The organism is Streptomyces olivaceoviridis, assembly GCF_014650115.1.
Classification (GTDB): domain Bacteria; phylum Actinomycetota; class Actinomycetes; order Streptomycetales; family Streptomycetaceae; genus Streptomyces; species Streptomyces olivaceoviridis.
In genome coordinates, this window is sequence record NZ_BMUI01000005.1 from 349621 (window position 1) to 375919 (window position 26299).

Below are 26299 nucleotides of genomic sequence, written 5' to 3' on the forward strand. Positions count from 1 at the left end.
CGATGTGGGGATGTGACAGGTGATGGCCGGCAACCAGAAGGCGAAGGCCAAGGCTGAGCAGGCCAAGGGCAAGGTCAAGGAGGCCGCGGGCCGCGCCGTCGGCAACGAGAGCGTGGAGGCCGAGGGCCGCATGGAGGGCGCCAAGGGTGACGCCCGGCAGGCCAAGGAGAAGGCCAAGGACGTCTTCAAGCGCTGAGCAGGACCGAAGAGCGATCCGGCAGCGGAACGGGTCCGGAGATCCCGCGCGAGCGGGCCTCCCGGGCCCGTTCCGCTGTGTTCCCGCACCGCCGCGCCACCCCTCAGCAGGGCTTCGTGAGCATCCGGAGGATTCCTCGGTGACGTCCCCTTGACCGGCCGTCCTGCGGGTAAGCGGGCAGGGACGGCAACGACCCCCCTGTGCACAGGAAGGGCCCCTGACCCCAGAGGAAAAAGGGCAACGAGGTATGGACATCCCGCTCAGGACCCACGCGACGACGCAGGACCGCGCCGCGCCCCTGCGCTACAGCCGCACCTGGGACACCGGCGTCTCCAGCATCGCCGAGGCGAGAGACGCCGTCGCGGCCCTGCTGGCGCGGGCGCGGCCCACACCGGGGCGCCGGCCGGTGCAGGATGCCCAGCTCGTCGTCAGCGAGCTCGTCACCAACGCGGCCAAGCACGCGCCCGGCCCGTGCGCGCTGCGCCTGGAGCTGCTGCCCGACGCCACCGCGCTGCGCATCTCCGTCACGGACACCTCCGAGGAGCCGCCGCGCCGGCGTCCCCCCGATCCCCGGCGGGTCGGCGGCCACGGTCTGCACCTCGTGGCGATGGTCTCCCGCGGCCTGGAGGTGACCTGGCTGTCCCGGGGCAAGCGGGTCACCGCGACCGTGCCGCTCGTGGCGCCGGACGCCGGCTGACCCGCCGGGCCGGGAGCGTCAGGCGACCCTGATGCCGACGATGCAGGTGTCGTCGTCGGTGTCCGACCTGCTGTAGGTGAGCAGCCGGTCCAGTTTCTGGTCCAGGGTGCTGGGCGCCGCGCGCGCCGTGTCCAGCAGATGCGACAGCGACTCCTCCACCGAGCGGTCCCGGCGCTCGATCAGGCCGTCGGTGTACATCAGCAGGGTGTCCCCGGCGGCCAGCTGCACCTCCGTCTCCTCGTACCGCGCCTCCGGGACGGCGCCCAGCAGCAGCCCCTTGACCGGGGGCAGCGCGGTGGCGTCCGCCTCCCGTACCAGCACCGGCGGCAGATGGCCCGCCCGCGCCCAGCGCAGGGTCCGCCGCTCGCCGTCGTACAGGCCGCACACGGCGGTCGCGGTGACGGCGCCGGTCAGATGGTGGGCGACGATGTTCAGCCAGGACAGCAGCTGCGCCGGGCCGGCGCCGGTCACCGCGAGGCCACGCAGCGCGTTGCGCAGGACGACCATGCTGGTCGCCGCCTCGATACCGTGCCCGGCGACGTCACCGACGCACAGCAGGACCAGTCCGGAGGGCAGCACCACGGCGTCGTACCAGTCGCCGCCGACCAGGTGCTCGGTCTCGGCGGGCCGGTAGCGCACCGCCACCTGGAGGCCGGGCACCCGCAGCGGGGCCTGGGCCGGGGGCATGATGGCGTGCTGGAGCTGGAGGGTGAGCCGGTTGCGCTCCACGGCCTGCTGCTCGGTGTGGGCCAGCTGGTCGCGGGTGGCGGCGAGGGCGACCTCGGTCCAGTGCTGGGCGGAGATGTCCTGGTAGGCGCCGCGGACGCCGAAGAGCTGGCCGCCGGTGTCGAGGACGGGTTCGGCGACCACCCGGATGTGCCGGGTCACGCCGTCCGGGCGCAGCAGCCGGAACGCGGCGGAGGCGGGCCTGCGGTGGTGCAGCACGGTGCGCAGGAAGCGGCCGAGGATGACGGCGTCGTCGGGGTGGGCGTGGGCCGGCAGGTCCTGGAGCGCGACCGGGGGGCTCGTGGGCGGGCGGCCGTACAGGCTGAAGAGCTGGCCGTTCCAGGTGATCTCGCCGGTGAGCAGGTTCTCCTCGAAACCGCCGATCCGGCCGAGCCGCTGGGCGTGCTGGAGCAGGCTGGCCAGCCGCGCGGTCTCGTCCTCGATCCGCCAGATCAGCAGCACGGCGGAGCCGTGCCGGCTGATGCTGATGTCGGCGACGGCGGACAGCGGTACCTGGTCGACCAGGGCGGTCAGCCGCATCCGGCGGGCGCGGAACGGCTCGCCGGTGGCGTAGACCCGTTCCACCCGCTGGAACAGCTCGCTGTCGCCTGCGGCCATCGGGTAGGCCTCCAGCAGCAGGGCGCCGCCCACGACCGCCCGGGGCCGGCCCGCCGGGTCCAGGAAGCGGCTGTTGACGTGCTGGATGCGGAAGTCGACCAGCTGTCCGGTGTCGTCGAGGTGCGGCACGAGCACCAGGGCCGGGTCGTGCAGCCCGTCGGCCAGGTCCATCAGCTCGACCACGTCGGGCAGCAGCCCGGGTTCCGGTCCGGTGCCGGGCGGCGGCACGAAGCTCTCCAGGGAGTGCGCGCACAGCTCGGCGAGGGCCTCCACCTGCCGGAGGACGGGGCGCGGCAGCGGTTCCTCCGGCTTGGGCCAGGCGATCTCCAGGACGCCGTGGATCCGGCCGCCCGCCCCGGCGGGTACGGCGATGCGGGCGCCGTCGGCGTACTCGCGGCGGCCGATGGTGGGCAGCCCGGACCCGGCGAGCGACGGCAGCCACTGCCCGTCGGGCTCGGTCAGGCCCCGCCGGGCCACGGTGGCCACGTCGGGCGGGACGTAGTGCCAGCGGGCCGCCTCGCCCGGCGGGAAACCGGCGCTGCCCGCGAGGGTCAGCGAGCCGTCGGAGCGGGCCGACCAGATGGCGACGGCGACCGCGCCCAGCGGGCGCAGGGCGTGGTCGAGCAGGGAGTCGGCCATCGCCTGGGTGTCGTGGGCGGCCAGGAGACCGCTCTCGGCGGCGCGCAGCCGTACGGCGGCGGACTCCGCGACGGGCCCGGACGGGTCCGCGGCGACGGACAGGAACGCCTCGGTGACCTCCGCGACGCGGTCCCGGGCCGCCTGGTTGATGACCTCCACCGCGAACTCCAGCGGGGTCACCTGCGCCTGCTCGGTGAGTTCGGCGAGCTGACGCGCGGCCTGGGCGGGGCCGCAGCCGAGGCGTTCGACCAGGATGCCCTTGGCCAGTTCGACCAGCGCCCGGCCCTCCGCCTCGGCCTGCGCCACCTGTACCTCGCGGCGCAGCCGGTCCACGGTGGCGGCGAGCCGGCCGACCGGGGAGGTGGCGGGTACGCCGGACGACACCGCGTCGGCGGCGGGGAGCGGGGCGGGCACGCCTGCGGGCGTGCCCGGTTCGTACGCGTTCACCGGATCGGTACTCCTCGGCCTGCGAAGGGGCGGGCGCACTGTGCCGTGCTCATGGCCGTGATCATGCGGGGAGCCAGCGCCGGACACAGGCGATGAGGTCATGGGTGTCGACCGGTTTGGTGACGTAGTCGCTGGCGCCGGAGGCGAGGCTCTTCTCCCGGTCGCCCTGCATGGCCTTGGCGGTCACGGCGATGACCGGCAGGTCGGCGTACTGCGGCATCTTGCGGATCTCGGCCGTGGCGGTGTAGCCGTCCATCTCGGGCATCATCACGTCCATCAGGACGAGTTCGACGTCCGGGTTGTGCAGCAGTGTCTCGATGCCCTTGCGGCCGTTCTCCGCGTGCAGGACGCGGAAGCCGTGCAGTTCGAGGATGCCGCTGAGCGCGAACAGGTTCCGGGCGTCGTCGTCGACGACGAGGACGGTACGGCCCCGGGTGTGCTCGTCGATCAGGTGGGGCGCGGTGTGCTGGGTCTCGTCCCCGCGGACGAGGGTGAGCACCTCGCCGGGCTCCTCGGCGGACAGGTGCAGCGCGATCCGTTCGCGCAGCTCGTCCAGGCTGAACAGGTACTCCAGCGAACCGCCCGCGGCGTCCTCGGCGAGGGGTTCGGTACGGTGCGAGCCGTGCACCAGCACCGGGACACCGGTCAGGGCCGAGTCGGCGCGCAGCGCCTCCAGGAACCGGGCCGACTCCCCGTCGGGCACGCCCAGGTCCACGACGACGCAGTGGCAGGGTTCGGCGGCGAGGGCACCGGCCGCTTCCTGGGCGCCGACCGCGGTGATGATGTCGACGGGAGTGCCGTCGCCGTCGGTGCGGCCGGTTTCCAGATCCCGCACGACGCTCTCGGCGACGAGCGTCAGCAGTCCGCGCGGGCGCTCCTCGACGACGAGCAGGCGGCGTGGCCGCTCCCGCCGCGCGAGGACCGGCGGACGCTGCTGGACGGGGCCGTCCGGCTCGTCCACGGCCTCCTGTCCGGTCTTCAGGACGGAGCGGCCGTTGCGCAGGAGTTCGTCGAAGTCCGGCCGGGCCACCGGGAGGAAGAGGGTGAACGTGCTGCCCCTGCCGGGGGTGCTGTCCACGGTGACGGCGCCGCCGAGCAGGTGGGCGATCTCCCGGGTGATGGACAGACCGAGCCCGGTGCCGCCGTACTTGCGGCTCGTGGTGCCGTCCGCCTGCTGGAACGCGCCGAAGATCGTCTCCAGTTGCTGTTCGGGGATGCCGATGCCGGTGTCCTTCACCCGGAAGGCGACGACCGCGCCGCCGCGCACGACGCCGGCGGGCACCTCGTCGTCGCCGACGGGTTCGACGCGCAGTTCGACACCGCCCTGCTCGGTGAACTTCACCGCGTTGGACAGCAGGTTGCGCAGGATCTGCCGGAGCCGGGAGTCGTCGGTGAGCAGGTCGGCGGGGGCCCCGGGGGCCGTGGTGACGGTGAAGTCCAGGCTCTTCTGGGAGGTCATCGGGCGGAAGGTGGCCTCGACGTAGTCGATGAGCTGCCGCAGCGGGACCCGTTCGGGGCTGACGTCCATCTTGCCGGCCTCGACCTTGGACAGGTCCAGGATGTCGTTGATGAGCTGGAGCAGGTCGGAGCCGGCCGAGTGGATGATGCCCGCGTACTCGACCTGCTTCGGGGTGAGGTTGCGGGAGGGGTTCTGGGCCAGCAACTGGGCGAGGATAAGGAGGCTGTTGAGCGGGGTGCGCAGTTCGTGGCTCATGTTCGCGAGGAACTCGGACTTGTACTTGGAGGCGAGCGACAGCTGCTGGGCGCGTGCCTCCAGTTCCTGCCGGGCCTGTTCGATCTGGAGGTTCTTCGCCTCGATGTCCCGGTTCTGCTCCGCCAGCAGCGAGGCCTTCTCCTCCAGTTCGGCGTTGGAGCGCTGGAGTTCCTCCTGCCGGGCCTGCAACTCGGCCGAGCGGGACTGGAGTTCGCTGGTCAGCCGCTGCGACTCCTGGAGCAGTTCGTCGGTGCGGGCGTTGGCGACGATGGTGTTGACGTTGACCCCGATGGTGTCCACCAGTTGCTGGAGGAAGTCCCGCTGGACGGTGGTGAACGGGGTGACGGAGGCCAGCTCGATGACGCCGAGGACCTGCTCCTCGAAGACGATCGGCAGCAGCAGCAGCGCGGTCGGCTCTACCTGTCCGAGCCCGGAGGAGATGGTGACGTATCCGGGCGGCAGCTCGTCCACGCCGATGGTACGGCGGCTGCGCGCGGCCTGGCCGACCAGGGAGCGGCCGAACGTGATGCGGACGGGCCGGGTGTCCTCCTCGGGCCGGCCGTAGGAGCCGACAAGCCGCAGCTCGGGTCCGGAGTCGCTCTCGTCGGCGAGGTAGAAGGCACCGTACTGGGCGGACACCTGCGGCACCAACTCGTCCATGATGAGTTCGGCGACGACGGGCAGGTCGCGGTGGCCCTGCATGAGGCCGGAGATCCGGGCGAGGTTGGTCTTGAGCCAGTCCTGTTCCTGGTTGGCCCGGGTGGTCTCGCGCAGGGACTCCACCATGGAGTTGATGTTGTCCTTGAGGTCGGCGACCTCGCCGGAGGCGTCGACGGTGATGGAGCGGGTCAGGTCGCCCTCGGCGACGGCGCTGGCGACGTCGGCGATGGCGCGAACCTGACGGGTGAGGTTGCCGGCGAGTTCGTTGACGTTCTCGGTGAGCCGCTTCCAGGTGCCGGAGACGCCCTCGACCTCGGCCTGTCCGCCGAGCCGGCCCTCGGTGCCCACCTCGCGGGCCACCCGGGTCACCTCGTCGGCGAAGGCGGAGAGCTGGTCGACCATCGTGTTGATGGTGGTCTTCAGTTCGAGGATCTCGCCGCGGGCGTCGACGTCGATCTTCTTCGACAGGTCGCCCTTGGCCACGGCGGTGGTCACCAGCGCGATGTTGCGGACCTGGCCGGTGAGGTTGTTGGCCATGGAGTTGACGTTGTCGGTGAGGTCCTTCCAGGTGCCGGCCACATGGGGCACGTGCGCCTGGCCGCCGAGCCGGCCCTCGGTGCCCACCTCGCGGGCCACCCGGGTCACCTCGTCGGCGAACGCCGACAGGGTGTCGACCATCGTGTTGATCACATCGGCGAGGGCGGCGACCTCGCCCTTGGCCTCGACGGTGATCTTCTGGGACAGATCGCCCTTGGCGACGGCGGTGGCGACCTGGGCGATGGAGCGGACCTGGCCGGTGAGGTTGGAGGCCATCACGTTGACGTTGTCGGTGAGGTCCTTCCAGGTGCCGGCGACCCCGCGCACCTGGGCCTGCCCGCCGAGCCGGCCCTCCGTACCCACCTCGCGGGCCACCCGCGTGACCTCGTCGGCGAACGCGGAGAGCTGGTCGACCATCGTGTTGATGGTGTTCTTCAGCTCCAGGATCTCACCCCGCGCGTCCACCGTGATCTTCTGCGACAGATCACCCTGCGCCACCGCGGTGGCCACCTGGGCCACGTTGCGCACCTGCGCCGTCAGGTTCCCGGCCATGAAGTTGACCGAGTCCGTCAGGTCCCGCCAGGTGCCCTTGACGCCCTTGACGTCCGCCTGGCCGCCGAGCCGGCCCTCCGTACCCACCTCGCGGGCCACCCGTGTCACCTCGTCGGCGAACGCCGAGAGCTGGTCCACCATCGTGTTGATGGTGCTCTTCAGCTCCAGGATCTCGCCCCGCGCGTCCACCGTGATCTTCTGCGACAGATCACCCTGCGCCACCGCGGTCGTCACCTGGGCCACGTTGCGCACCTGCGCCGTCAGGTTCCCGGCCATGAAGTTGACCGAGTCCGTCAGGTCCCGCCAGACCCCCGCGACCCCGGGGACCTGGGCCTGACCGCCGAGCCGGCCCTCGGTGCCCACCTCGCGGGCCACCCGCGTGACCTCGTCCGCGAACGCCGAGAGCTGGTCCACCATCGTGTTGACGGTTTCCTTCAGCTGGAGGATCTCGCCGCGCGCGGGCACGTCGTTCTTCTGGGACAGGTCGCCCTTGGCCACGGCGGTGGCGACCTGCGCGATGTCGCGCACCTGCGTGGTGAGGTTGCCCGCCATCGCGTTGACGGAGTCGGTGAGGTCGGCCCAGGTGCCGGAGACACCGGGCACCTGGGCCTGACCGCCGAGGGTGCCCTCGGTGCCGACCTCGCGGGCCACCCGGGTGACTTCGGAGGTGAACACGGACAGCTGGTCGACCATGCCGTTGAAGACGGTGGCGATGTCGCCCATGAGCCCGGTGGAGTCGTCCGGCAGCCGGGTGCCGAAGTCCCCGTCGCGCACGGCGGTCAGCCCCGCGAGCAGCATTCTCAGTTCGTGGTCACCCGGGACAGCCTCGGTCGTCCCGGTCGCCTTGCCGGCCATGCGCACCCTCGATCCGCTCCCCAAGAGCCCCCGCGGCGAGGGCTCGGAACCGCGGCCGGGAGCACAGCGCCGCCCGGCCGTTGGTGTGTGCATTTCCGCAGTTCACGGATTTGCATGATGAGAAAAATACGCCGCAGGCTAACCCACCTTCACGGCCTCGGACAAAGCATCCGGCCGACCTCCGGCGACCACGAAATTCACCGGCCGCTCACAGGTGTGAAGGTGCGTCAACCGGGTACTCGCAGCGGTTTGGCCGCGGGTGCGCTCAGCCGGACACGCGCAGGAATGTCGCCGGGGGCGTGCGGAGCGGGGCCGGGCGGGAGTGGTCCGCCGTGCCCACCCCGGCCGCCCAGTCCGGCGTCTCGCCGTCCACCACGGACTCCAGCAGCAGCGGTCCGCGTCCGGCGACCACGTCGGCCCAGACCGAGCCGCCGTACCGGGGCCGGTCGCGGCGGACGGCGGGCAGTCCGGCCAGGCGTGCGCATTCGGCGTACGGCAGGGCGGGGACCTCGGCGGAGAGCGGGACCAGCGGATCGCCGGCCGCGGCCCTGCGCTGCCAGGTGAGCCGGTTCGGATCGCCGTTGCCGAAGACGCAGAACACGAGCGGGGCAGGGCGGCCAGCCGGTCGAGATGGCGGCGCACGGTGAGCGGTTCGTTCAGGCCGCCGCCCTGGAGGGCGCCGTCGCCGACCAGGACGATCACCGGCCGGTCGGGGGCGGCGAACCGGGCCGCCACGGCGTAGGGGACGGCCGCGCCGGGCAGGCCGAGGTGGCCCGAGAGCAGGGACCGCATGCGGGGCCGCAGCCGGAGGTGGCGGGTCCACCAGTCCAGTGAGGTGCCGGAGTCGGTGACGACGGCCCGGTCGGGCAACCGGTCCGACAGCTCGGCGACGACCGGGCGGGGGCCACCGACGTACCGAAGCAGCGGCGGGACCTGGCCGCCCCCTCATCCCGCCAGGCCCCCACGAGCCGCTCGGCCCGGGTGCGCCAGGCGCGGTCCGCGGTGTGGCGCGGGAGCGGGGCGAGTGCTTCCAGGCAGGCCGTGACGTCGCCGGTCACCCGTACGGCCGGTGCCCCGCCTTCCAGCGGGCAGTCATCGGGCTCCCGGTCCACGGTGACGATCCGGCACCGGCCGGGACCGGGGAGCACGGCGGGGCCCAGGTCCTCGGCGCCGGCGAGCAGCAGCGTGTCGCACTCCCGCGGCAGGGTCGCGGCGGCCTCGCTGCCGAGCGGGCCCGCCACACCGGCCAGGTACGGCAGGGCGTCGGGCAGGGCGTCGCGGGCCAGGGCCGTCGTGGCGACCCCGGCGCCCAGCAGCCGGACCACTTCGACCGCCTGGCGGGACGCCGGGCGGCCCGCGTCCCCCACGACGACGACGGCCTTCCCGGCGCCGTCGAGCACATCGGCCGCGCGCCGCAGGTCCTCCTCGGCGGGCGGCCGCGGGGGCGGCGGAACGGGCCGGGCGACGGGCGGTGTCCGGGGCGCCGGGGCGGCGAGGTGGAGTTGCCGGCCCGGATGTTCCGCACCACGCTGTTCGTGGTGCCGTTCGTGACCTACCCCGTCACCAAGCGGGCCCGTCTGGGGCTGCAAGCGGCCGACCGGCGCAGGATCCTGGAAGGCGGGGCGGCCGGCGAGGTGCGGCGCACGGCGGGCGGCGGCTACGAGGAGGCGCACACGCCGCAGTCCCGCGAGGAGGCCTGCCACATCCTCTGCGGGACACGCCCCGGCCGCGCGCCGAGGGCGGGGAGTCCTGGCGCCGGTTCCACCGGCACCGGCCGCGCAACGCCCCCAGCCGCTGGTACTTCGCCAAGAGCGTGGAGATGCCGGCCACCGCTTGGGAGAAACGCCGGGTCGAGGTCGTGCGGACCGCGCCGGGCGAGGTACCCGGGCAAGGTGACGAGTCATGAACGAGGAGGCACCGCATGAGCGACGGCGTTGAGGGCCACGGGAACCTCCTGTACGGGCCGCAGCCGGACGTGGCCGGGGCGGCCGGTTATCCGGACGCCCCGCCGCGCATGGGCTTCTTCACCGACACCTCGGTGTGCATCGGCTGCAAGGCCTGCGAGGTCGCGTGCAAGGAGTGGAACGCCGTCCCGGAGGACGGGCTCCTGCTGACCGGCATGTCCTACGACAACACACAGGGCCTCGGCGCCGACACCTGGCGGCACGTGGCCTTCATCGAGCAGCGCAAGCCGCTGGCCGGGCAGGAGCCGGGTGTCGCGCACGACGACCACGACGACCACGACGACATCGACGTCTTCGCCGCCGCGTCCCGGCTCGGCACCGGCGCCGCCTCCCCGGGGCCGGGCGCCACCGCTCCCCCGCCGGACCGGGCTGCCGAAGGCGCGCCCGCCGGGGAGATCTCGCCCGTCTCCCCCGACGGGCGGACGGAGTTGCGCTGGCTGATGGCGTCCGACGTGTGCAAGCACTGCACGCACGCCGCCTGCCTGGACGTGTGCCCGACGGGTTCGCTGTTCCGGACCGAGTTCGGCACGGTCGTCGTCCAGGAGGACATCTGCAACGGCTGCGGCTACTGCGTGCCGGCCTGCCCGTACGGCGTGATCGACCAGCGCAAGGACGACGGCCGGGCGTGGAAGTGCACGCTGTGCTACGACCGGCTCGGCGTCGGCATGGAACCGGCCTGCGCGAAGTCCTGCCCGACGGACTCCATCCAGTTCGGCCCGCTGGAGGAGCTGCGGGAGCGCGCGCGGGCCCGGGTGGCACAACTGCACGCGGCCGGCGTGACCGACGCCCGCCTGTACGGCGAGAGCCCGCAGGACGGGGTCGGCGGCGACGGCGCGTTCTTCCTGCTGCTGGACGAGCCGGAGGTGTACGGCCTGCCACCGGACCCGGTGGTCACCACCCGGGACCTGCCCGCCATGTGGCGGCACGCGGCGCTGGCCGCCGTCTCGCTGGTCGCGCTCGCCGCCGGCAGCTTCGTGCGGAGGCCGCGATGAGCGAATCCGATGTGACCCGGGACGGGGTGCGGCACGCGCGGCCCGGCCGTCAGGCACCGACGGGAGTGCGCGCGGGGCGTCGCCGGCGGCGGCGCGGGCGGGGCGAGCAGCCGATGGTGCCGGATGCCGAGTTCTCGTCGTACTACGGCAGGCCCGTCCTCAACAAGCCGACCTGGAAGCCGCTGGACATCGCCGGGTATCTGTACCTGGGCGGGCTGGCCGGAGCCTCCTCGCTGCTGGCGGCGGGAGCCGCGGCCACGGGGCGGGCGGAACTCGGCAGGGTGGCCAAGCTGGGCGCGGCCGGTGCCATCACGTTGTCGCTGGCGGCGCTGGTGCACGACCTGGGGCGCCCGGCCCGGTTCCTGAACATGCTCCGGGTGTTCAAGCCCACGTCGCCGATGAGCGTCGGCTCCTGGATCCTGAGTGGGTACGCGCCGCTGACCCTGGCGGCTGCGGCGACCGAGGTGGCGGGCCGGTACCGGCTGGTGGGCTCGGCCGCCACCGCGGGTGCCGCCGTTCTCGGCCCGGCCGTGGCGACCTACACCGCGGTGCTGCTCTCGGACACGGCGGTGCCGTCCTGGCACGAGGGCTACCGGCAGCTGCCGTTCGTGTTCGCGGGTTCGGCGGCCACGTCGGCCGCCGGCCTCGCCCTGCTGGCGGTGCCCACCGCACAGGCCGGACCGGCGCGGCGGATGGCGGCGCTGGGAGCGGTGCTGGAACTGGGCACCTTCCAGGTGATGAAGCGGCGGATGGGGCTGACCGCGGAGCCCTTCGAACAGGGAAGGGCGCATCGGCTGCTGCGCGCGTCGGAGGCGCTGACGGCGGGCGGAGCCGCGCTGGCCCTGCTCTCGGCCCGGGTGCGCGACCGGCGTCCGGCCGTCGCGGCGGGAGCGGCCCTCCTCACCGGTTCGGCGGCGCTGCGTTTCGGCGTCTTCCACGCCGGGGTGGCCTCCGCGGAGGATCCCCGGTACACGGTCGTCCCGCAGCGGGAGAGGCTCCGGGCGCGGGGCCGCTGACGGTGCCGTCCGCCGCCCGTGGCGTACCGCACGGGCGGCCGGGCCTCAGCCGATGCCCTCCCCGTCGATCAGCCGCCCCTGGGCGCCGAGCCGTTCGGCCAGGTCGCGCAGGCCGGTGGCCTCGATGGCCGCGGGGAGCCGGGTGGCCGGATAGGGCTGGGGAGTGCGCCGCAGCCAGGCGGTGGCGAGGCCGGCGCGGGCCGCGCCGTCGATGTCCCAGGGGTGCACCGACACCAGGACGACCTCGTCGGCCGGAACGCCCACGGCTGTCACGGCGTGGGCGTACGACTCCCGGGCGGGCTTCCAGCGGCCCACCGCCTCGACGTCGAGGTGTGTCTCGAAACAGTCGGTCAGTCCTTCCCGGTCGAGGACCGCGCGGGTGGTGCCGGCGGAGCCGTTGGTGAGGGTGACCAGGCGGTACCCGGCGGCGCGCAGGGCCCGGACGCCGTCGGGGACGTCCGGGTGGAGGGGCAGCCGGGGCAGCGCGGCGAGGACGTGGTCCGCCGCCGCCTCGGGGTCGGCCACGCCCTGTGCCGAGGCCGCGAGCGTCCGCAGTCCGTCGCGGGCCACGTCGCCGAAGTGGGCGTGGCCCCCGGCCAGGCTCAGGGCGATCCCGTCCCGCAGCACACCGGCGAACCAGGCCGGGAGCGACTGCTCCGGCAGCCCGGTCTCCGCCATCCGGGCCGCGAGCGGGGTCAGGTCGGTGAGGGTTTCGTTGACGTCGAACAGGAGGACGCGGGGGCGTCCGTCACCAGGCAACGGGATCTCCTCCTCCCAGGTGGGCGGCCTCGTCGGCCAGGGCCTCGCGTTCCTCGCGGTTCACCCACGACCAGGTGACCGCCACGACCGCGATGCCGACCGGCAGCATGCCCACGATCATGGCGAGCCCGGCGGCGGTGTGGCCGGTGGCGACCATGCCGACCGCCGGGAGGTCGAGCACCGGCGCGGCGAGGACGAGGTAGAGGCAGCGGCCCGGGCCGTCCAGCCGTGCCGGGTGCGGGCGACGGCCGGCAGCCGGAACAGGACCGCGGTCGCGAGCAGGACGGGTTCGGTGACCAGTGCCCCGCGGGGTGGTGCGAGGCACACGGCTCGCCGAGGACGGCCCAGACGTGCGTGAGGACCGGCAGGGGCAGGGCCACGCCCGCGGGAACGCCGATCCGCTCCCGGAGCGGGGAGTGGCGCGGGCAACGGACGGCCGCCGGGACCACCGCGGCGACGAGGACGGCCGGCCAGGCCGTCGCCGCCACGGAGGCGGGCGCCGCGTGCGCCGCGTGCTCCATGACACCTCACTTCTCCCGCGCCGTCGTCCCGTGCACCGCGAGGGCGACGGACAGCATCAGCAGCGGCACGGCCACGACGAGCAGCCAGCGGCCGTAGACCAGGCAGAGCGCGGCCGGCAGCAGGCCGATCGCCCCGGGGAGCACGCCCCCCGCGCCCCTGTCGGGCACCCGTCACTCGCTCGGGACCGTGACCACCCGGACATTACGGGCACCCTGTCCGGTCCGTCCGCCGACACCCCGCACGCGCGGAGTCCCCCGGGACGCCGGACTCACACCTGCCGGATCCGTTTGGCCGGGCCCGGCGGGGGTACCCCGTCGCCGATCACGGCCGAAGATGCCGTGTCCACCAGGCTGCGGGACAATCGGGGGACCGAGCGGGAGGAGAGGAGCCGTGGGCGTACGCACCTGGATCGACTCCTGGCCCGTGTACCGCCAGCTCACCGGCACGGACCCGCTGGGTCGCGGCGCCGCCGCGAAGAGCGGACGCAGCGCACGGCTCACACCCCGGGTCGCCTCGGCCGACCGGGTGGTGAAGTCCGTCTGCCCGTACTGCGCGGTCGGCTGTGGCCAGAACGTGTACGTGCAGGACGAGAAGGTCACCCAGATCGAGGGCGACCCGGACTCCCCGATCTCACGCGGACGACTGTGCCCCAAGGGCGCGGCGAGCCTCCAGCTGACCACCGGCGACGCCCGCGAGCACCAGGTCCTCTACCGGCGCCCGCACGGCACGCGGTGGGAGCGGCTGGACCTGGACACGGCGATGGACATGATCGCCGACCGGGTGATCGAGGCCCGCCGGTCCGGCTGGCAGTGGGAGGTCGACCAGACCCGCACCCGGCGCACCCTGGGCATCGCCAGCCTCGGCGGAGCCACGCTCGACAACGAAGAGAACTACCTGCTCAAGAAGCTGTTCACCGCGCTGGGTGCGATCCAGATCGAGAACCAGGCGCGTGTTTGACACTCCTCCACCGTTCCCGGTCTGGGAACCTCGTTCGGCCGCGGCGGCGCGACCACCTTCCAGCAGGACCTGCAACACGCGGACTGCATCGTCATCCAGGGCTCGAACATGGCCGAGTGCCATCCGGTCGGGTTCCAGTGGGTGATGGAGGCCAAGGCCCGCGGTGCGAAGGTGATCCACGTCGACCCCCGGTTCACCCGCACCAGCGCGCTCGCCGACCTGCACGTGCCGCTGCGCGCGGGCACGGACATCGCCTTCCTCGGCGGGATCGTCAACTACGTGCTCCGGCACGAGAAGTACTTCCGCGAGTACATCGTGGCGTACAGCAACGCGCCGATGATCCTGCGCGAGGACTTCCGGGGCACCGAGGACCTGGCCGGCGTCTTCTCCGGCCTGGACGCCGACACCCGCAGCTACGACAACACCAGCTGGCAGTACGAGGGCACCGAGGTGCAGGCGCCCTCCGGGGAGCGCGACCAGGAGTACGAGGAGCGCACCCGGGGCGGCAGATCGGTGTCCGAGGCGGCGCGCGGCGAGGCCCACGGCGCCGGCGGCGCGGCGATCGGTGAGGGGGAACCGGAACGGGACGAGACGCTGTCCCACCCGCGCTGTGTGTTCCAGGTGCTGAAGCGGCACTACGCCCGCTACACGCCCGAGCTGGTCGAGCAGGTCTGCGGGGTGCCGCAGGACGTCTTCCGGCAGGTGTGCGAGCTGGTCACGGAGAACTCCGGACGGGACCGGACGACGGCCTTCGCCTACGCGGTCGGCTGGACGCAGCACACGGTCGGGGTGCAGAACATCCGGGCAGCCTCCGTCCTCCAGACCCTGCTCGGCAACATCGGCCGTCCCGGCGGCGGCATCCTGGCCCTGCGCGGTCACGCCTCCATCCAGGGGTCCACGGACATCCCGACCCTGTTCAACCTGCTGCCCGGCTACATCCCGATGCCGCACGCCCACCAGAACGAGGACCTGGACGCCTTCATCGAGGCCGAGGCCGCGCACAAGGGCTACTGGGGCAACATGCGGTCGTACGTGGTGAGCCTGCTCAAGGCGTACTGGGGTGACGCGGCGAGCGCCGACAACGACTTCTGCTTCGACTACCTGCCCCGGCTGACCGGCTCGCACTCGACGTACGAGACGACGATGGCCCAGCTGGACGGCGTCTGCAAGGGCTACTTCCTGCTCGGCGAGAACCCCGCCGTGGGCAACGCCAACTCCAAGCTGATGCGGCTCGGCATGGCCAACCTGGACTGGCTGGTCGTCCGCGACTTCTCCCTGATCGAGTCGGCGACCTGGTGGCAGGACGGCCCCGAGATCGAGACCGGGGAGCTGCGCACGGAGGACATCCGCACCGAGGTGTTCTTCCTGCCGGCCGCCGCGCACACCGAGAAGGACGGCAGCTTCACCAACACCCAGCGGCTGCTCCAGTGGCACCACCAGGCGGTCGAACCGCCCGGCGACTCGCGCAGCGACCTGTGGTTCGCCTACCACCTGGGGCGGATCATCCGGCGCAAGCTCGCCGGGTCCGGCGACGAGATGGACCGGCCGGTGCTCGACCTGACCTGGGACTACCCGACGAAGGGCCGGCAGGCCGAACCGGACGCGGAAGCCGTCCTCGCGGAGATCAACGGCCGCGACGCCGAGGGGAATCCGCTCTCCTCCTACGAGCAATTGAAGCCCGACGGCTCGACGGCCTGCGGCTGCTGGATCTACTGCGGTGTGTACGCCGACGGCGTCAACCAGGCGGCTCGCCGCAAGCCGGGCCGGGAGCAGGACTGGGTGGCGGCCGAGTGGGCGTGGGCCTGGCCCGCCAACCGGCGGATCCTGTACAACCGCGCGTCCGCCGACCCGGAGGGCAGGCCGTGGAGCGAGCGCAAGGCGCTGGTGTGGTGGGACCCGGACAAGCGCGAGTGGACCGGGCACGACGTCCCCGACTTCAAGAAGGACAAGGCGCCGGACCACGAGCCGCCCGAGGACGCGAGCGGGCCGGAGGCCCTGTCCGGCACGGACCCGTTCATCATGCAGGCCGACGGCAAGGCCTGGCTGTACGTGCCGTCCGGCCTGACCGACGGACCGCTGCCCGCCCACTACGAGCCGCAGGACTCCCCGTTCCCGAACCTGCTGTACGACCAGCAGCGCAACCCGGTACGGCAGTTGCTGCCGCCGCACCCGGACAACCGCTACCAGCCGAGCGGCGACGAGCCCGGCTCCGGGGTGTTCCCGTACGTGGCGACCACCTACCGGCTCACCGAGCACCACACGGCGGGCGGCATGTCCCGCTGGCAGCCCTACCTGGCGGAGCTCCAGCCGGAGTTCTTCTGTGAGGTGTCCCCGGAGCTGGCCGCCGAGCGGGGCCTGGCGCACACCGGCTGGGCGACGATCGTCAGCGCGCGGGGCGTGGTCGAGGCGCGGGTGCTGGTCACCGACCGGATGGCCCCGCTGACCGTGCACGGCCGCCGGCTGCACCAGGTGGGGCTGCCGTACCACTGGGGCCCGAACGGCTACAGCACCGGGGACGCGGCCAACGAGCTGCTGCACCTGTCCCTGGACCCGAACACACACATCCAGGAGACGAAGGCGTTCGCCGTCGACATCCGCCCGGGCCGGCGACCCCGCGGTCCGGCGGTCCTGGCGCTGGTGCGGGCCTACCGGATCCGGGCGGGCATCGACGAGCACACGGGCACGGAGCCGTGAGCGGTGTGCGCGCGGGCAGCGGGGTGAGCTTCGCGGTGTGAGGGGTCCTACCTGAGCACGACGGAGTGGGCTCCGCGCGGCACCAGCTCCCCGACCACCGGTGCTCCGGGCACCTCTCCGGCGACGAGCAGTCCGCCGGAGGTCTGGGCGTCGGCGAGCAGCAGCCGGGTGTCCTCGTCGGTGTCCCCGAAGTCGGTGTGCGGCGCGACCCACTCCAGATTCCGCCGGGTGCCACCGCTGACGTACCCGTCCCGTACGGCCTCCCGGGCGCCCTCCAGGTACGGGACGGCGGCGGTGTCGACCACGGCCGTGACGCCCGAGGCGCGGGCCAGCTTGTGCAGATGGCCGAGGAAGCCGAACCCGGTGACGTCGGTGGCGCACTCGGCGCCGGCGGCCAGCGCGGCCTCGGACGCCTCCCGGTTGAGGGCCGCCATCGTGGCGACGGCGTGCGCGAACCGCTCGCCGGTGGCCTTGTGCCGGTTGTTCAGGACACCGATGCCGAGCGGCTTGGTCAGCGACAGCGGCAGCCCGGGGCGGCCGGCGTCGTTGCGCAGCAGTCGCGCCGGATCGGCGATGCCGGTGACAGCCATGCCGTACTTGGGCTCGGGGTCGTCGACGCTGTGCCCGCCGCCGATGTGGCAGCCCGCCTCGGTGGCGATGTCCAGTCCGCCCCGCAGCACCTCGCGGGCGAGGTCGAACGGGAGCCGGTCGCGCGGCCAGGCGAGCAGGTTGACGGCGAGCACGGGCCGGCCGCCCATGGCGTACACGTCGGACAGGGCGTTGGCGGCGGCGATCCGGCCCCAGTCGTAGGGGTCGTCCACGACCGGCGTGAAGAAGTCGGCCGTGCACACCAGGGCGGTCCCCCGGTGTGTGACCACGGCCGCGTCGTCGCCGGTGGCGAGGCCGACGAGCAGCGGGGTGTCGCCGCCGGCGAGCGGCGGTGCGGTCAGCCCGGCGACCACCTCCTCCAGCTCCCCGGGCGGGATCTTGCAGGCGCAGCCGCCACCGTGGGCGAACTGCGTGAGCCGTACGGGCGCCTGATGGGCCGGTGTCGTTGTCATACCGGTGGTCTCCTGGGGCAGTAGCCTGACGAGCGGTGGAGGCGTGTGGGTGCCTGGTGGCCCTCCCGGTCTTCAAAACCGAGGTGCCCGAGGATCTCGGGCAGGCGGGTTCGATTCCCGTCCGCCTCCGTTCCCCTCCCCCGTACGGCAGCGCCGGCGCTGTTCGTCGACGCGTTCCGTGTACCCGCGGGCGTCCAGGAACTCCAGCAGCGGTACGGCGACGCGGCGGGTGGTGTCGAGCGCGCGCCGGGCCTCGCTGAGCGTGAACGGCTGGGGCAGCGCTCGCAGGGCGGCGGCGGCGTCGGCGTCCGCGCCGGGCAGCAGCACGATCCCGTCGGCGATCCGCAGCAGGACTCCCGCTGCCGCCGCGGCGGCCAACGCGCGGCGGTCGAGGCCCAGTTCGGCGAGCCGCCCGGCCTCGGGGGCGCGGAACGGGGTACGGGCGAGGTCCCGGCGCAGGGCGTCCACGGCGGCGCGGACGGGTGCGGGCAGGGCGGGCCCGGGGCTGTCCGCGGGGTACAGCCGGCCCTGCCGCGCCCGGAGCCGGGGCTGTGCCGCCGCCAGCGCGTCGACCAGGGCGCGGTCGGGCAGGCCGAGCAGCCGGCGGGCCGCCTCGGTGGGCAGGCCGGGGTCCAGCGGGTGGGCGCGGGCGTGTTCCAGGACGTGGCCGGCCAGCCGGTCCTTGAGGAGGTTCCAGTGCGCCGCGTCGGCGAGCCAGTCCCCGGCGACGGGGTCGCCGGGCGCCGGGACGCCCATCGCCCGCAGGTCGGCGCGGCGGACGAGCTTGCGGCGGCGCAGTTCGGCGGCGCCGTCCGGACGGCCGGTCAGCGTCTCCAGCTCGGCCGCGCGGGCGCGGCCGGCGCCGCGGCGGGCCAGCCGGGGCGGCCGTACGTCGAGGACGGTGACGCCGCGGGGCGGGCGGGTGCCGCCGGGTTCGCGGAGCACCGCGCGGTCGCCGACCCGGAGGGGCAGCCCCCGGCGCAGGGTGAGCCGGGCGGTGTCCGGGCCGAGCGGGCGGACGGTCACCGGTACGGCGGCCGTTCCGATGTGCAGGGTGACGCACCGGGGCAGCTCGGTCACCGGTTCTCCGGTGACCCGTACGTCGACGACCTCGGTGTTCAGCCAGCGGTCCGGGGTGAGCAGCACCTGGCCGCGGCCCAGGGTGGTGTCCCCCTGGCCGTGGACGTTGACGGCGACGCGGGCCACCGCGCCGACGGCCGTCCGCTCCTCCTGGAGGCTCTGGAGGCCGCGCACCCGCAGGACGGCCGATCCGTCCGGGGTGACCAGCCGGTCGCCGACACGCAGGGTGCCGGCGCCGAGGGTGCCGGTCACCACGGTGCCGTGGCCCCGGACGGTGAAGGCCCGGTCGAGCCACAGGCGTACGTCGGCTTCCGTGTCGGGCGCGGGCAACTCGGCGGCCATCCGCGCCAGTTCGGCGCGCAGTTCGTCCAGTCCCGCGCCGGTGACCGCGCTGACCGCGACCTGGGGCACCTTGCCGAGGGAGGTACCGGCCAGCCGCTCGACGGCGTCGGCGCGGACCGGCTCGGGGTCGGCGAGGTCGCTGCGGGTCACCGCGAGGACGGCGTGCCGGACGCCGAGCGCGTCGAGGATGGCCAGGTGCTCCTGCGACTGTGGCTGCCAGCCCTGGTCGGCGGCGACCACGAACAGCACGGCGGGTACGGGGCCGACACCGGCCAGCATGGTCGGCACGAACCGCTCGTGACCGGGTACGTCGACGAACGCGAGGTGGTCTCCGCCGAGCCTGGTCCAGACGAAGCCCAGGTCCAGCGTGAGCCCCCGGCGCCGCTCCTCCTCGTACCGGTCGGGCTCCATCCCGGTGAGGGCCCGGACCAGCGCGGACTTACCGTGATCGACATGCCCGGCGGTCGCGAGAACGCGCATCACGCCTCCCTTCCGCGGGGGGCCGGCATCGTGCCCCTCGCTTCGCAGGGCGCCGGCATCGTGCCCGTCCCTTCGCAGGGTGCCGGCGTCAGGCCGTCGGCCGTGCCACGGGGGCTCGGCAAGGTGCCGCCCATGCCGCTACCGGGGGACGGCGTCATACCGCCCCCTTTGCCACGGGGCCTGACGTGCCGTCCGCCCCGCCATACCGGCACCGCATCAGGCCGTCGGCCGTGCCACGGGTCCCCGGCAGCGCGCCGCCCACTCCGCCACCGGTCCGTCGCGGGGTGCCACCCGTCGTGCCCGTCGTTCCCCGCGGAGCGCGCATCATGCCCGCCCTTCCACCAGGACCAGCATCACACCGTCCGCCCTTCCACGGGGACTGCGAACCGTGCCGCCCACGACGGCCCGCTCTTCCGGGGGCGCCCCGGATGCCGTGCGCCGCCGCACGCCTCCCCCGTCACTTTCCCCGCCCTTCCGTCACCGGCCGCGCGGACCGTACGGCCTCGGCCAACCGGTCGTCGTCCTCCGGGGGCACCGCCCTCAGGTCCAGCAGGCAGCGGCCCGTCTCCAGGCGGCCGACGACGGGGATACGGCCGGTGCGCAGCGCGGCGGCGTACGGTTCGGGCAGGGAGAGGGCGGCGCTGGGCAGGGTGACGCCGGGGGCACCTCCGCCGCCGACTGTCGCGGCGCTCTCGACGGCCAGGACGTCGATCCCGTCGGCGGCGAGCCCGGCGGCGAGCCGGTCGGCGCGGGCCCGGAGCCGGGCCGGGTCGGCGGTGAGGGCGAGGGCGGTGGGGGTGGGCGGGCCGGTTAGGGTGGCCTCCAGGGCGGCCAGGGTCAGCTTGTCGACGCGCAGGGCGCGGGCCAGCGGGTGCCGGGCGAGGGTGCGGACCAGGTCCTCCCGGCCGAGCAGCAGCCCGCACTGGGGTCCGCCGAGCAGTTTGTCGCCGCTCGCGGTGACGAGCGCGGCGCCGGCGCGCAGCTGGGTGTCGGCGTCGGGCTCCTCGGGCAGGGCCGGGTGCGGCGCGAGCAGCCCGGAGCCGATGTCGACGACGACCGGCACGCCGAGGCCCGTGAGGTCGGCGACCTCGGCGGACCGGGTGAACCCGGTGATCAGGAAGTTGGACGGGTGCACTTTCAGCACGAACCCGGTGTCCGGTCCGATGACGGCCGCGTAGTCGGCGGGGGCCGTGCGGTTGGTCGTACCGACCTCGCGGAGCCGTGCGCCGGTCGAGACGAGCAGGTCGGGCAGGCGGAAGCCGTCGCCGATCTCCACCATCTCCCCGCGGCTGACGACGATCTCCTTGCCGGCCGCGAGGGCGGTGGCGGCGAGGGCGAGCGCGGCGGCGCCGTTGTTGACGACGTGCGCGGCGCCGGCGGCCGGCACCCCGGCGCGCAGCGCGGCGAGCGCGGAGCGTCCTCTGCGGGCCCGGACACCGGTCGCCAGGTCGAGTTCGACGTCCGTGGGACCGGCCGCCTCCTGGACGGCCTGCCGGGCGGCGGCGGACAGCGGGGCCCGGCCGAGGTTGGTGTGCAGCAGCACCCCGGTGGCGTTGAGCACCGGGCGCAGGCCGCTCGCGGCGGCGGGCAGCAGGTCCAGGGCCGTCTGCGGGACCTGTTCCGGTGGGATGCCGCCCGCGCGGGCCCGCTCCTGCGCCTGCCGTACGGCGGCCTTCACCCGGTGCGCGCCGAGCCGTTCGACCGCCTCGGCGAGCCGGGGGTCGCGCAGGAGGGCGTCGGTGCGCGGGATGCGGCGGCGTGCGTCGTCGGCCGCGTCCCGCTGCCGGGGCGGGTCCGTGGTCACGGGCGCGCCGAGCGTGCCGTCCTCGGCTGCCCCTGCTGGTACCGGCCGCTGTTCCATGCCGCCCCTGTCCTCCCGGTCCGGCCCTGTGCCCGTACGGACTCGGCCCATCGTCTCCCAGTGCCCCCGGCGGGCCGTCCGACACGCCGGGACGGACGTTGGCGGTGGCCACCGCCCGGGTACTCGGCGCCGCATGGAGGACCACGAGCGCAAGCGACAGGACGAGAACGCGACGGCGGCCGAGCGGGCCGCGCGCCGGCAGCGCGAAGCGGACCGCGAGCGCGCCGGATCCGAGCCGTTCGACTACCCGTACCCGGAGCGCCGGGCGAACGTCCGGGCCCGACGGCACATCAGCGAGGCGCAGGCCGCCGCGGACACACCGCCGGGGATTCCCGGCGGCTACGGCACGACCGGCGGCGGTCGGGTGGGCGCCACCGGTGCCGCCCACCCGCCGTCCCGCGAGCACCGTGCCCCGTCGGCGGGGACGCCGGCCGCGGAACCGGGCAGTGACGACGAGGGGCCGGTGAACCGCTCCGAGCGGTGACAGCCACGGCGGCGAGGGGCCCGCGGAAGGCTCACCGGGGCCACCGGAGGGTCAGGGTGTCCCGGTGGGCCACGGCCGGTCGTCGATGTCGTCGGCCTCGGTCGGCGGCCGGGGCGGCGGTGCCTCGCCCGCGGTGAGGTGTTCCAGCACCTCCACCAGTTCCTGGCATGCCTTCTCCACCGAGCTCCGGGTGTTGCGCTGCTCGATGATCACGGCGGACAGCAGCAGCGCGGTCAGGGCCATGGCCCCGTTGAAGGCCTGGAGCTTCACCATGATCTCGGTCCGGCTCAGCCCGGCGAACGCGCCGACGCCGTCCGTGGCGGCGACGGTGGCCACCACGGAGGTCAGCAGGGCGCAGAGCACACTGCCGACGAGCTGGAACCGCAGGGCCGCCCAGATGATGAGCGGGTAGACGAGGAAGAGCAGGCTGAGCGAGCTGTACACGGCCAGCGGTACGAGGGCGCAGGCGACGACGGCCAGCGCGGTCGCCTCCTTCCAGCGGCGCAGGGGCAGCGGCCTGCGGGCGCCGTGCAGCAACAGCAGCAGCGGGGTGACCAGCAGGACACCCATCGCGTCGCCCACCCACCAGGCGAGCCAGACGGGCCAGAAGCTGTGCGGGGGCACGCTGCCCGTGAGGGCGAGGACGCCGACGCCGACGGACGCGCTGACCAGCATGGCGCCCAACGCGCCCAGGAACACGAGGGCGAGGCCGTCGCGCAGCCGGCTGAGGTCGGTGCGGAAGCCGGCCCGGCGCAGCAGCAGTGCCGCGCACAGGGGTGCGGCGGTGTTCCCGAAGAGGATGCCGAGCACGTCGGGTTCGGGTGTGGTGAGGGACAGGACGGCGAAGAAGGCGCCGAGCGTGATGCCCGGCCAGCAGCCCAGGCCGAGGATGAGCAGCGCGGCGAGGGCGACGCCGGTGGGCGGCCAGACGGGGGTGACGACGGCGCCCTCGACGGTCAGCTGGCACAGCAGGCCGAGCCGGGCCGCCGCGTAGTAGCAGGCGGCGACGGCAAGCAGTCGGACCACCCGGACGCCCGGCCGGCGCAGCTCCTCGAAACCCACCACAGCAGCAATCTCACACCGATGGCCGCCGGTCGGCGAGGCGAGGCGGTCGGCGGCCCGGCCCGATGGCTGATGGCGGCCGGACACGGAGCCGCTCAGGCCGGTGCGGCGGGGCCGTCCAGGCCCACCACCAGGACGGCGGCGTCGTCCTCGTGCCCGACGCTCTCGGCGCCCTTGATCACGGCCGCGGCGAGCGCGCGGGCCTCCAGGGCGGCGACGGCGGCGATACCGGCGAGCCGTACCACCTGGTCGAGGCCGTCCTCGATGTTCAGCGACGGGCCCTCCACGACGCCGTCGGTGAGCAGGACGAAGACCCCGCCGGTGGTGAGCCGGTGCCGGGTGACCGGGAACTCGATGCCCTGTCCGATGCCGAGCGGCGGTCCGCCCTCGTCGTCGATCACGCCGGACTTCCCGTCCGCCGTGGCCCAGACGGAGGGGATGTGACCGGCCCGGGCGCTCTCCAGCACCCCGGTGGCCGGGTCGAGCCGCATGAAGGTGCAGGTGGCGAACAGATCGCTGCCCAGGGAGAGCAACAGGTCGTTGGTGCGGGCCAGCAGGTCCCCGGGATCGCCGGTGACCGAGGCGAGCGCCCGCAGTCCGGCCCGGACCTGGCCCATGAAGGCCGCGGCCTCGATGTTGTGGCCCTGTACGTCGCCGATGGACAGCCCGATCCGGCCGTCGGGCATGGCGAAGGCGTCGTACCAGTCGCCGCCCACGTTGAGACCGAGGTTGGCGGGCGCGTACCGCACCGCGAGATGGAGGCCGGGCGCGGTCGGCAGGTCCCGGGGGAGCATGCCGCGTTGCAGGGCGATGGCCAGCTCGACCTGGGTGCGTTGCAGCTCAGCGCGCCGGCGCGCCTGGGCGGTGAGCGAGCCGAGTCTGGCCAGCAGCTCGTCGCCTTCGTCCATGGTGCGCTTGCGGGGCATCGATCACTTCCGGCGGGACGGGTGACCCTCGGAGGGCCGGTCGCCTGAATTCTCGGCAAACGTCTAAATTTTACCTAAATATGATGATCGTGCCTCGGGGGTGGCCGGCCGGGCCCGGACCCCGGCCCGACCGGAGTCCCGGCCGTGCTCGCGGTCAGCGGACCTCGGAGTCGATGCCGGTGATCACCGCGGGCCCGAGCGGTGCCGTCCGCTCGTCCAGTCCCGCCTGCTGGAGCGCGGAGTCCGCTAGCCTGCGGGCCTCCTCCTCGGCGTGCCGGCCGGTGTCCGCCTCCACGGTCAGACGCAGGGTGAAGGTGTTGTCGTCGTTGACGCTGAGCGCGTCCAGGTCCTCGGCGCTGCCCATGTGCGTGCCGTGCGGATCGGCGGGCCGGAGCGCTCTGGCCAGCCGGGAGCGGGTGTCGGCCTCGATCCCGGTGGTGAAGGTGCCGGGGACGCTGATCACGTAGGTCGTCATGAGACGGGTCCTTTCCTCGGGCGTCCCCCGTCTACCCCGATTCGCGGGCTTCGCACAGCACACAGCGGGGCGTCCTCCCGCGTCGGGCGCCGTCCCCCGGACGGCGGACGTGCCCGTGTCGGCTCCGGGGCCCGGTGCGGCGGGGGTGGGAGATTGCGGCTGCGGCCCCTCGGTCCGCCTCTTCCCCACCCCGCCCGACGAAGGACTCCCTCGCGCCGAAGGACTCCCCCATGCCAAGGACGGCCGCGCCCCTGCGCCTGTGCCGTCCGCTGGCCGCCGTACTCGGCGGTCTCGCCCTCGCCCTGACCACCACGGGTTCCGCGCTCGCCGCCGACGGCACGTTCGTCTGGACCGGGCCCCGGGGCAAGGCGTACGCCATCGACAACCCCCCGGACGGCAAGTGCCTCGCCATGGCCCAGGAGGCGCGCGGCGCCCGTAACGGGACGAAGAATCCGCTCGTCGTCTACACGAAGAAGAGGTGCAAGGGGTCGGCGTTGCGGCTCGCCCCCGGCCGCTCGGCGCCCGCGAACGCCCGCTTCGCCGGCGTGGTCTTCGACCCGCGCCGACCGATCCCCACGGCGCCGGGGGCCTGAGCCCCCTCAGACCCAGCCGTCGAGCGCGCCCATGAAGCCGTCGAAGTCGTCACGGTAGACGCAGTGCCCGGCTCCCTCGACCGTCCGGACCTCGAAGCCCCGTCGCACCAACTCCTCGTCCAGACCGGGCCGTACGAGTTCGCCGACGCCGGCCAGTACCACCAGGGAGGGCACCACCGGACGCGCCGGCGTGCGGCTGACCGCGTAGATGCCCGGCAGGACGCGGGCCGAGGCGGGGTCCCAGTCGGCGAGCGTGGCCAGTTCCACGTCCACGTCGGCGTCGTCCCAACGCGGATTGAGGCTCTTGACCATCGCGCGGTTCGCGGACTTGAAGGCGGCGAAGTAGGCGGATGCCTCGACCAGTTTCCGGCGCAGGTCCCAGGCGGGGTCGCAGTAGACGGCCCGGGCGGGCGCCAGCCGTTCGACGGCGCCGGCCAGGGCCATGGCCCCGAGCGAGTGACCGATGACCAGTTCCGGCCGTTCCGGGAGGGTTTCGACGAGGTCGCCCGCCCAGGTCTCGGGGCTGTACTCGCCCCGGCCGCTCGCGCCGTGCCCGCGCAGGTCCACGCCGATGACCCGGTAGCCCTTGCCGGCGAGGACCGGTGCGACCCGGTGCCAGGTGCGGTGGTCGGACATGATTCCGTGCACGAGGACGGCGACCCGGTCGCCGGTCCCCCACTCGTGCGTGTGCAGCCTCATCGGCGGCGCCTCCCCCGTCGTACTCCGGCTGATCATGTCATCACGGCCGGCGCGGGTTCCACACCCGGCGGACGGCCGGCGTCCATCGTCCCGCGCGCGAAAGCGGAAATCCGGGCGGTCCGCGCGCGTGTCGGCCGGCTTCGGGGGTCGGTGATCCTCTGCGAGGCCGGCACGCCACGCCCCACGGCGCCTCCGCGACGACGTCCTCCTGGCCGGTCGCGGGGCGGCCGACGTGCGGTGGGTGCCCTCAGACCGTCATCGCGCCGGTCGAATCGGGCTGCCCCGAACGCTGTGCCTCGTCCCGGACGAGCATCGACAGGAGCGAGGCCACCGTGAGGCCGATTCCCGCCTCGGCCGGATGCCGCAGGGTCCTGCTGGGATCGATCCGGTAGGTGTTGCCGCGCCCCTCCCGGGTGTGAGACAGGTAACCATCCTGCTCCAGGTCCACGATGATCTTCTGCACAGCGCGATCGGTGAGCCGACAGCGCGCGGCGATGTCCCGGATGCGCGCATGTGGGTTGTCCGCGACGGCCGCAAGCACGCGGGCATGGTTCGTCAGGAAGGTCCACCCGCTGTGCGACTCAGGCACTCCATCCATGCCCCGAGTCTAGCGACTGGACATTCATGCACTCAAAAACACGTATTGAGATTCGTGTATTAGTTGACGTACATCCGGGTGAGGGGGCAGCGT

General features: G+C 73.9%; 21 protein-coding genes, 1 tRNA gene and 1 pseudogene. 8 read left to right on the forward strand and 15 right to left on the reverse strand.

Features of this window, described 5'->3' with window-relative positions:
• Nucleotides 1-22: 22 nt before the first annotated feature.
• Together IE273_RS12845 and IE273_RS12850 are read left to right on the forward strand one after the other, a co-directional pair.
• The gene (locus tag IE273_RS12845) at nt 23-196 is read left to right on the forward strand and encodes a CsbD family protein (protein ID WP_189815249.1); all 174 of its coding nucleotides are present in this window, start codon (nt 23-25) and stop codon (nt 194-196) included.
• A gap of 247 nt (nt 197-443) precedes the next feature.
• Nucleotides 444-893, forward strand: a complete 450-nt coding sequence (locus tag IE273_RS12850; protein ID WP_189815250.1) for an ATP-binding protein — start codon at nt 444-446, stop codon at nt 891-893.
• Nucleotides 894-911: 18 nt separating this feature from the next.
• Here the strand turns inward: IE273_RS12850 and IE273_RS12855 are convergent, their stop codons facing one another.
• From IE273_RS12855 to IE273_RS43460, 4 genes are all read right to left on the reverse strand, one after another.
• Nucleotides 912-3323 (reverse strand): SpoIIE family protein phosphatase, encoded by a 2412-nt coding sequence (locus IE273_RS12855; RefSeq protein WP_189815251.1) that lies wholly within the window; start codon nt 3321-3323, stop codon nt 912-914.
• 61 nt (nt 3324-3384) lie between these two features.
• The gene (locus IE273_RS12860) at nt 3385-7641 is read right to left on the reverse strand and encodes a HAMP domain-containing protein (protein ID WP_189815252.1); all 4257 of its coding nucleotides are present in this window, start codon (nt 7639-7641) and stop codon (nt 3385-3387) included.
• A 138-nt stretch (nt 7642-7779) separates the two neighbouring features.
• Entirely contained in the window at nt 7780-8433 is a 654-nt protein-coding gene (locus tag IE273_RS43455) for a thiamine pyrophosphate-dependent enzyme (protein ID WP_229887205.1), read from the reverse strand.
• Entirely contained in the window at nt 8340-9314 is a 975-nt protein-coding gene (locus tag IE273_RS43460; protein ID WP_229887206.1) for a hypothetical protein, read from the reverse strand. The genes IE273_RS43455 and IE273_RS43460 overlap by 94 nt, the downstream gene beginning before the upstream one ends.
• 248 nt (nt 9315-9562) lie before the next feature.
• Here IE273_RS43460 and IE273_RS12870 point away from each other — a divergent pair, with 248 nt between their 5' ends.
• Both IE273_RS12870 and nrfD read left to right on the forward strand, forming a co-directional pair.
• Nucleotides 9563-10597, forward strand: a complete 1035-nt coding sequence (locus IE273_RS12870) for a 4Fe-4S dicluster domain-containing protein (protein WP_189815253.1) — start codon at nt 9563-9565, stop codon at nt 10595-10597.
• Nucleotides 10594-11613, forward strand: coding sequence for an NrfD/PsrC family molybdoenzyme membrane anchor subunit (nrfD, locus tag IE273_RS12875; protein ID WP_189815254.1), 1020 nt, complete (start codon nt 10594-10596; stop codon nt 11611-11613). The genes IE273_RS12870 and nrfD overlap by 4 nt, the downstream gene beginning before the upstream one ends.
• Nucleotides 11614-11658: 45 nt before the next feature.
• On the opposite strand, the gene IE273_RS12880 is transcribed toward nrfD, so the two are convergent.
• The 3 genes from IE273_RS12880 to IE273_RS12890 form a co-directional block, all read right to left on the reverse strand.
• Nucleotides 11659-12372, reverse strand: a complete 714-nt coding sequence (locus tag IE273_RS12880) for a haloacid dehalogenase type II (protein WP_189815255.1) — start codon at nt 12370-12372, stop codon at nt 11659-11661.
• On the reverse strand, nt 12362-12553 hold the full coding sequence (locus tag IE273_RS43465; protein ID WP_229887207.1) for a hypothetical protein: 192 nt from the start codon (nt 12551-12553) through the stop codon (nt 12362-12364). The genes IE273_RS12880 and IE273_RS43465 overlap by 11 nt, the downstream gene beginning before the upstream one ends.
• Nucleotides 12554-12899: 346 nt before the next feature.
• Nucleotides 12900-13061 carry a hypothetical protein gene (locus tag IE273_RS12890; protein ID WP_189815256.1) on the reverse strand — a complete coding sequence of 54 codons (162 nt, stop codon included), beginning with the start codon at nt 13059-13061 and terminating at the stop codon, nt 12900-12902.
• A 223-nt stretch (nt 13062-13284) separates the two neighbouring features.
• Here IE273_RS12890 and fdh point away from each other — a divergent pair, with 223 nt between their 5' ends.
• On the forward strand, nt 13285-16545 hold the full coding sequence (gene fdh / locus IE273_RS12900) for a formate dehydrogenase (RefSeq protein WP_229887208.1): 3261 nt from the start codon (nt 13285-13287) through the stop codon (nt 16543-16545).
• Nucleotides 16546-16592: 47 nt separating this feature from the next.
• On the opposite strand, the gene selD is transcribed toward fdh, so the two are convergent.
• Nucleotides 16593-17606: a selenide, water dikinase SelD gene (selD, locus tag IE273_RS12905; RefSeq protein ID WP_189815258.1), complete on the reverse strand. Its 1014-nt coding sequence runs from the start codon at nt 17604-17606 to the stop codon at nt 16593-16595.
• Nucleotides 17607-17643: 37 nt separating this feature from the next.
• On the opposite strand from selD, the gene IE273_RS12910 reads away from it, so the two are divergent.
• A tRNA-Sec gene (locus IE273_RS12910) sits at nt 17644-17736 on the forward strand.
• 14 nt (nt 17737-17750) lie between these two features.
• Here IE273_RS12910 and IE273_RS12915 read toward each other — a convergent pair.
• Together IE273_RS12915 and selA are read right to left on the reverse strand one after the other, a co-directional pair.
• A pseudogene (locus IE273_RS12915) lies at nt 17751-19508 on the reverse strand (SelB domain-containing protein); the annotation flags it as partial.
• A 457-nt stretch (nt 19509-19965) separates the two neighbouring features.
• Nucleotides 19966-21369 (reverse strand): L-seryl-tRNA(Sec) selenium transferase, encoded by a 1404-nt coding sequence (selA, locus tag IE273_RS12920; protein ID WP_189815259.1) that lies wholly within the window; start codon nt 21367-21369, stop codon nt 19966-19968.
• A gap of 133 nt (nt 21370-21502) precedes the next feature.
• Here selA and IE273_RS12925 point away from each other — a divergent pair, with 133 nt between their 5' ends.
• Complete coding sequence (locus tag IE273_RS12925) at nt 21503-21853, forward strand: hypothetical protein (RefSeq protein ID WP_189815260.1); 351 nt, start codon at nt 21503-21505, stop codon at nt 21851-21853.
• Between the two features lie 51 nt (nt 21854-21904).
• Here IE273_RS12925 and IE273_RS12930 read toward each other — a convergent pair whose 3' ends face one another.
• From IE273_RS12930 to IE273_RS12940, 3 genes are all read right to left on the reverse strand, one after another.
• Nucleotides 21905-22918 carry an MASE1 domain-containing protein gene (locus tag IE273_RS12930; protein ID WP_189815261.1) on the reverse strand — a complete coding sequence of 338 codons (1014 nt, stop codon included), beginning with the start codon at nt 22916-22918 and terminating at the stop codon, nt 21905-21907.
• Between the two features lie 92 nt (nt 22919-23010).
• The gene (locus IE273_RS12935; RefSeq protein WP_189815262.1) at nt 23011-23841 is read right to left on the reverse strand and encodes a PP2C family protein-serine/threonine phosphatase; all 831 of its coding nucleotides are present in this window, start codon (nt 23839-23841) and stop codon (nt 23011-23013) included.
• Nucleotides 23842-23995: 154 nt separating this feature from the next.
• Nucleotides 23996-24316, reverse strand: a complete 321-nt coding sequence (locus IE273_RS12940; protein WP_014670642.1) for a hypothetical protein — start codon at nt 24314-24316, stop codon at nt 23996-23998.
• 230 nt (nt 24317-24546) lie between these two features.
• On the opposite strand from IE273_RS12940, the gene IE273_RS12945 reads away from it, so the two are divergent.
• A complete protein-coding gene (locus tag IE273_RS12945; RefSeq protein ID WP_189815263.1) occupies nt 24547-24909 on the forward strand; it encodes a hypothetical protein in 363 nt (120 codons plus the stop codon).
• A 6-nt stretch (nt 24910-24915) separates the two neighbouring features.
• Here IE273_RS12945 and IE273_RS12950 read toward each other — a convergent pair whose 3' ends face one another.
• Together IE273_RS12950 and IE273_RS12955 are read right to left on the reverse strand one after the other, a co-directional pair.
• Nucleotides 24916-25608, reverse strand: coding sequence for an alpha/beta fold hydrolase (locus IE273_RS12950; RefSeq protein WP_189815264.1), 693 nt, complete (start codon nt 25606-25608; stop codon nt 24916-24918).
• 247 nt (nt 25609-25855) lie between these two features.
• On the reverse strand, nt 25856-26206 hold the full coding sequence (locus IE273_RS12955; protein WP_189815265.1) for a helix-turn-helix transcriptional regulator: 351 nt from the start codon (nt 26204-26206) through the stop codon (nt 25856-25858).
• Between the last annotated feature and the right edge of the window lie 93 nt (nt 26207-26299).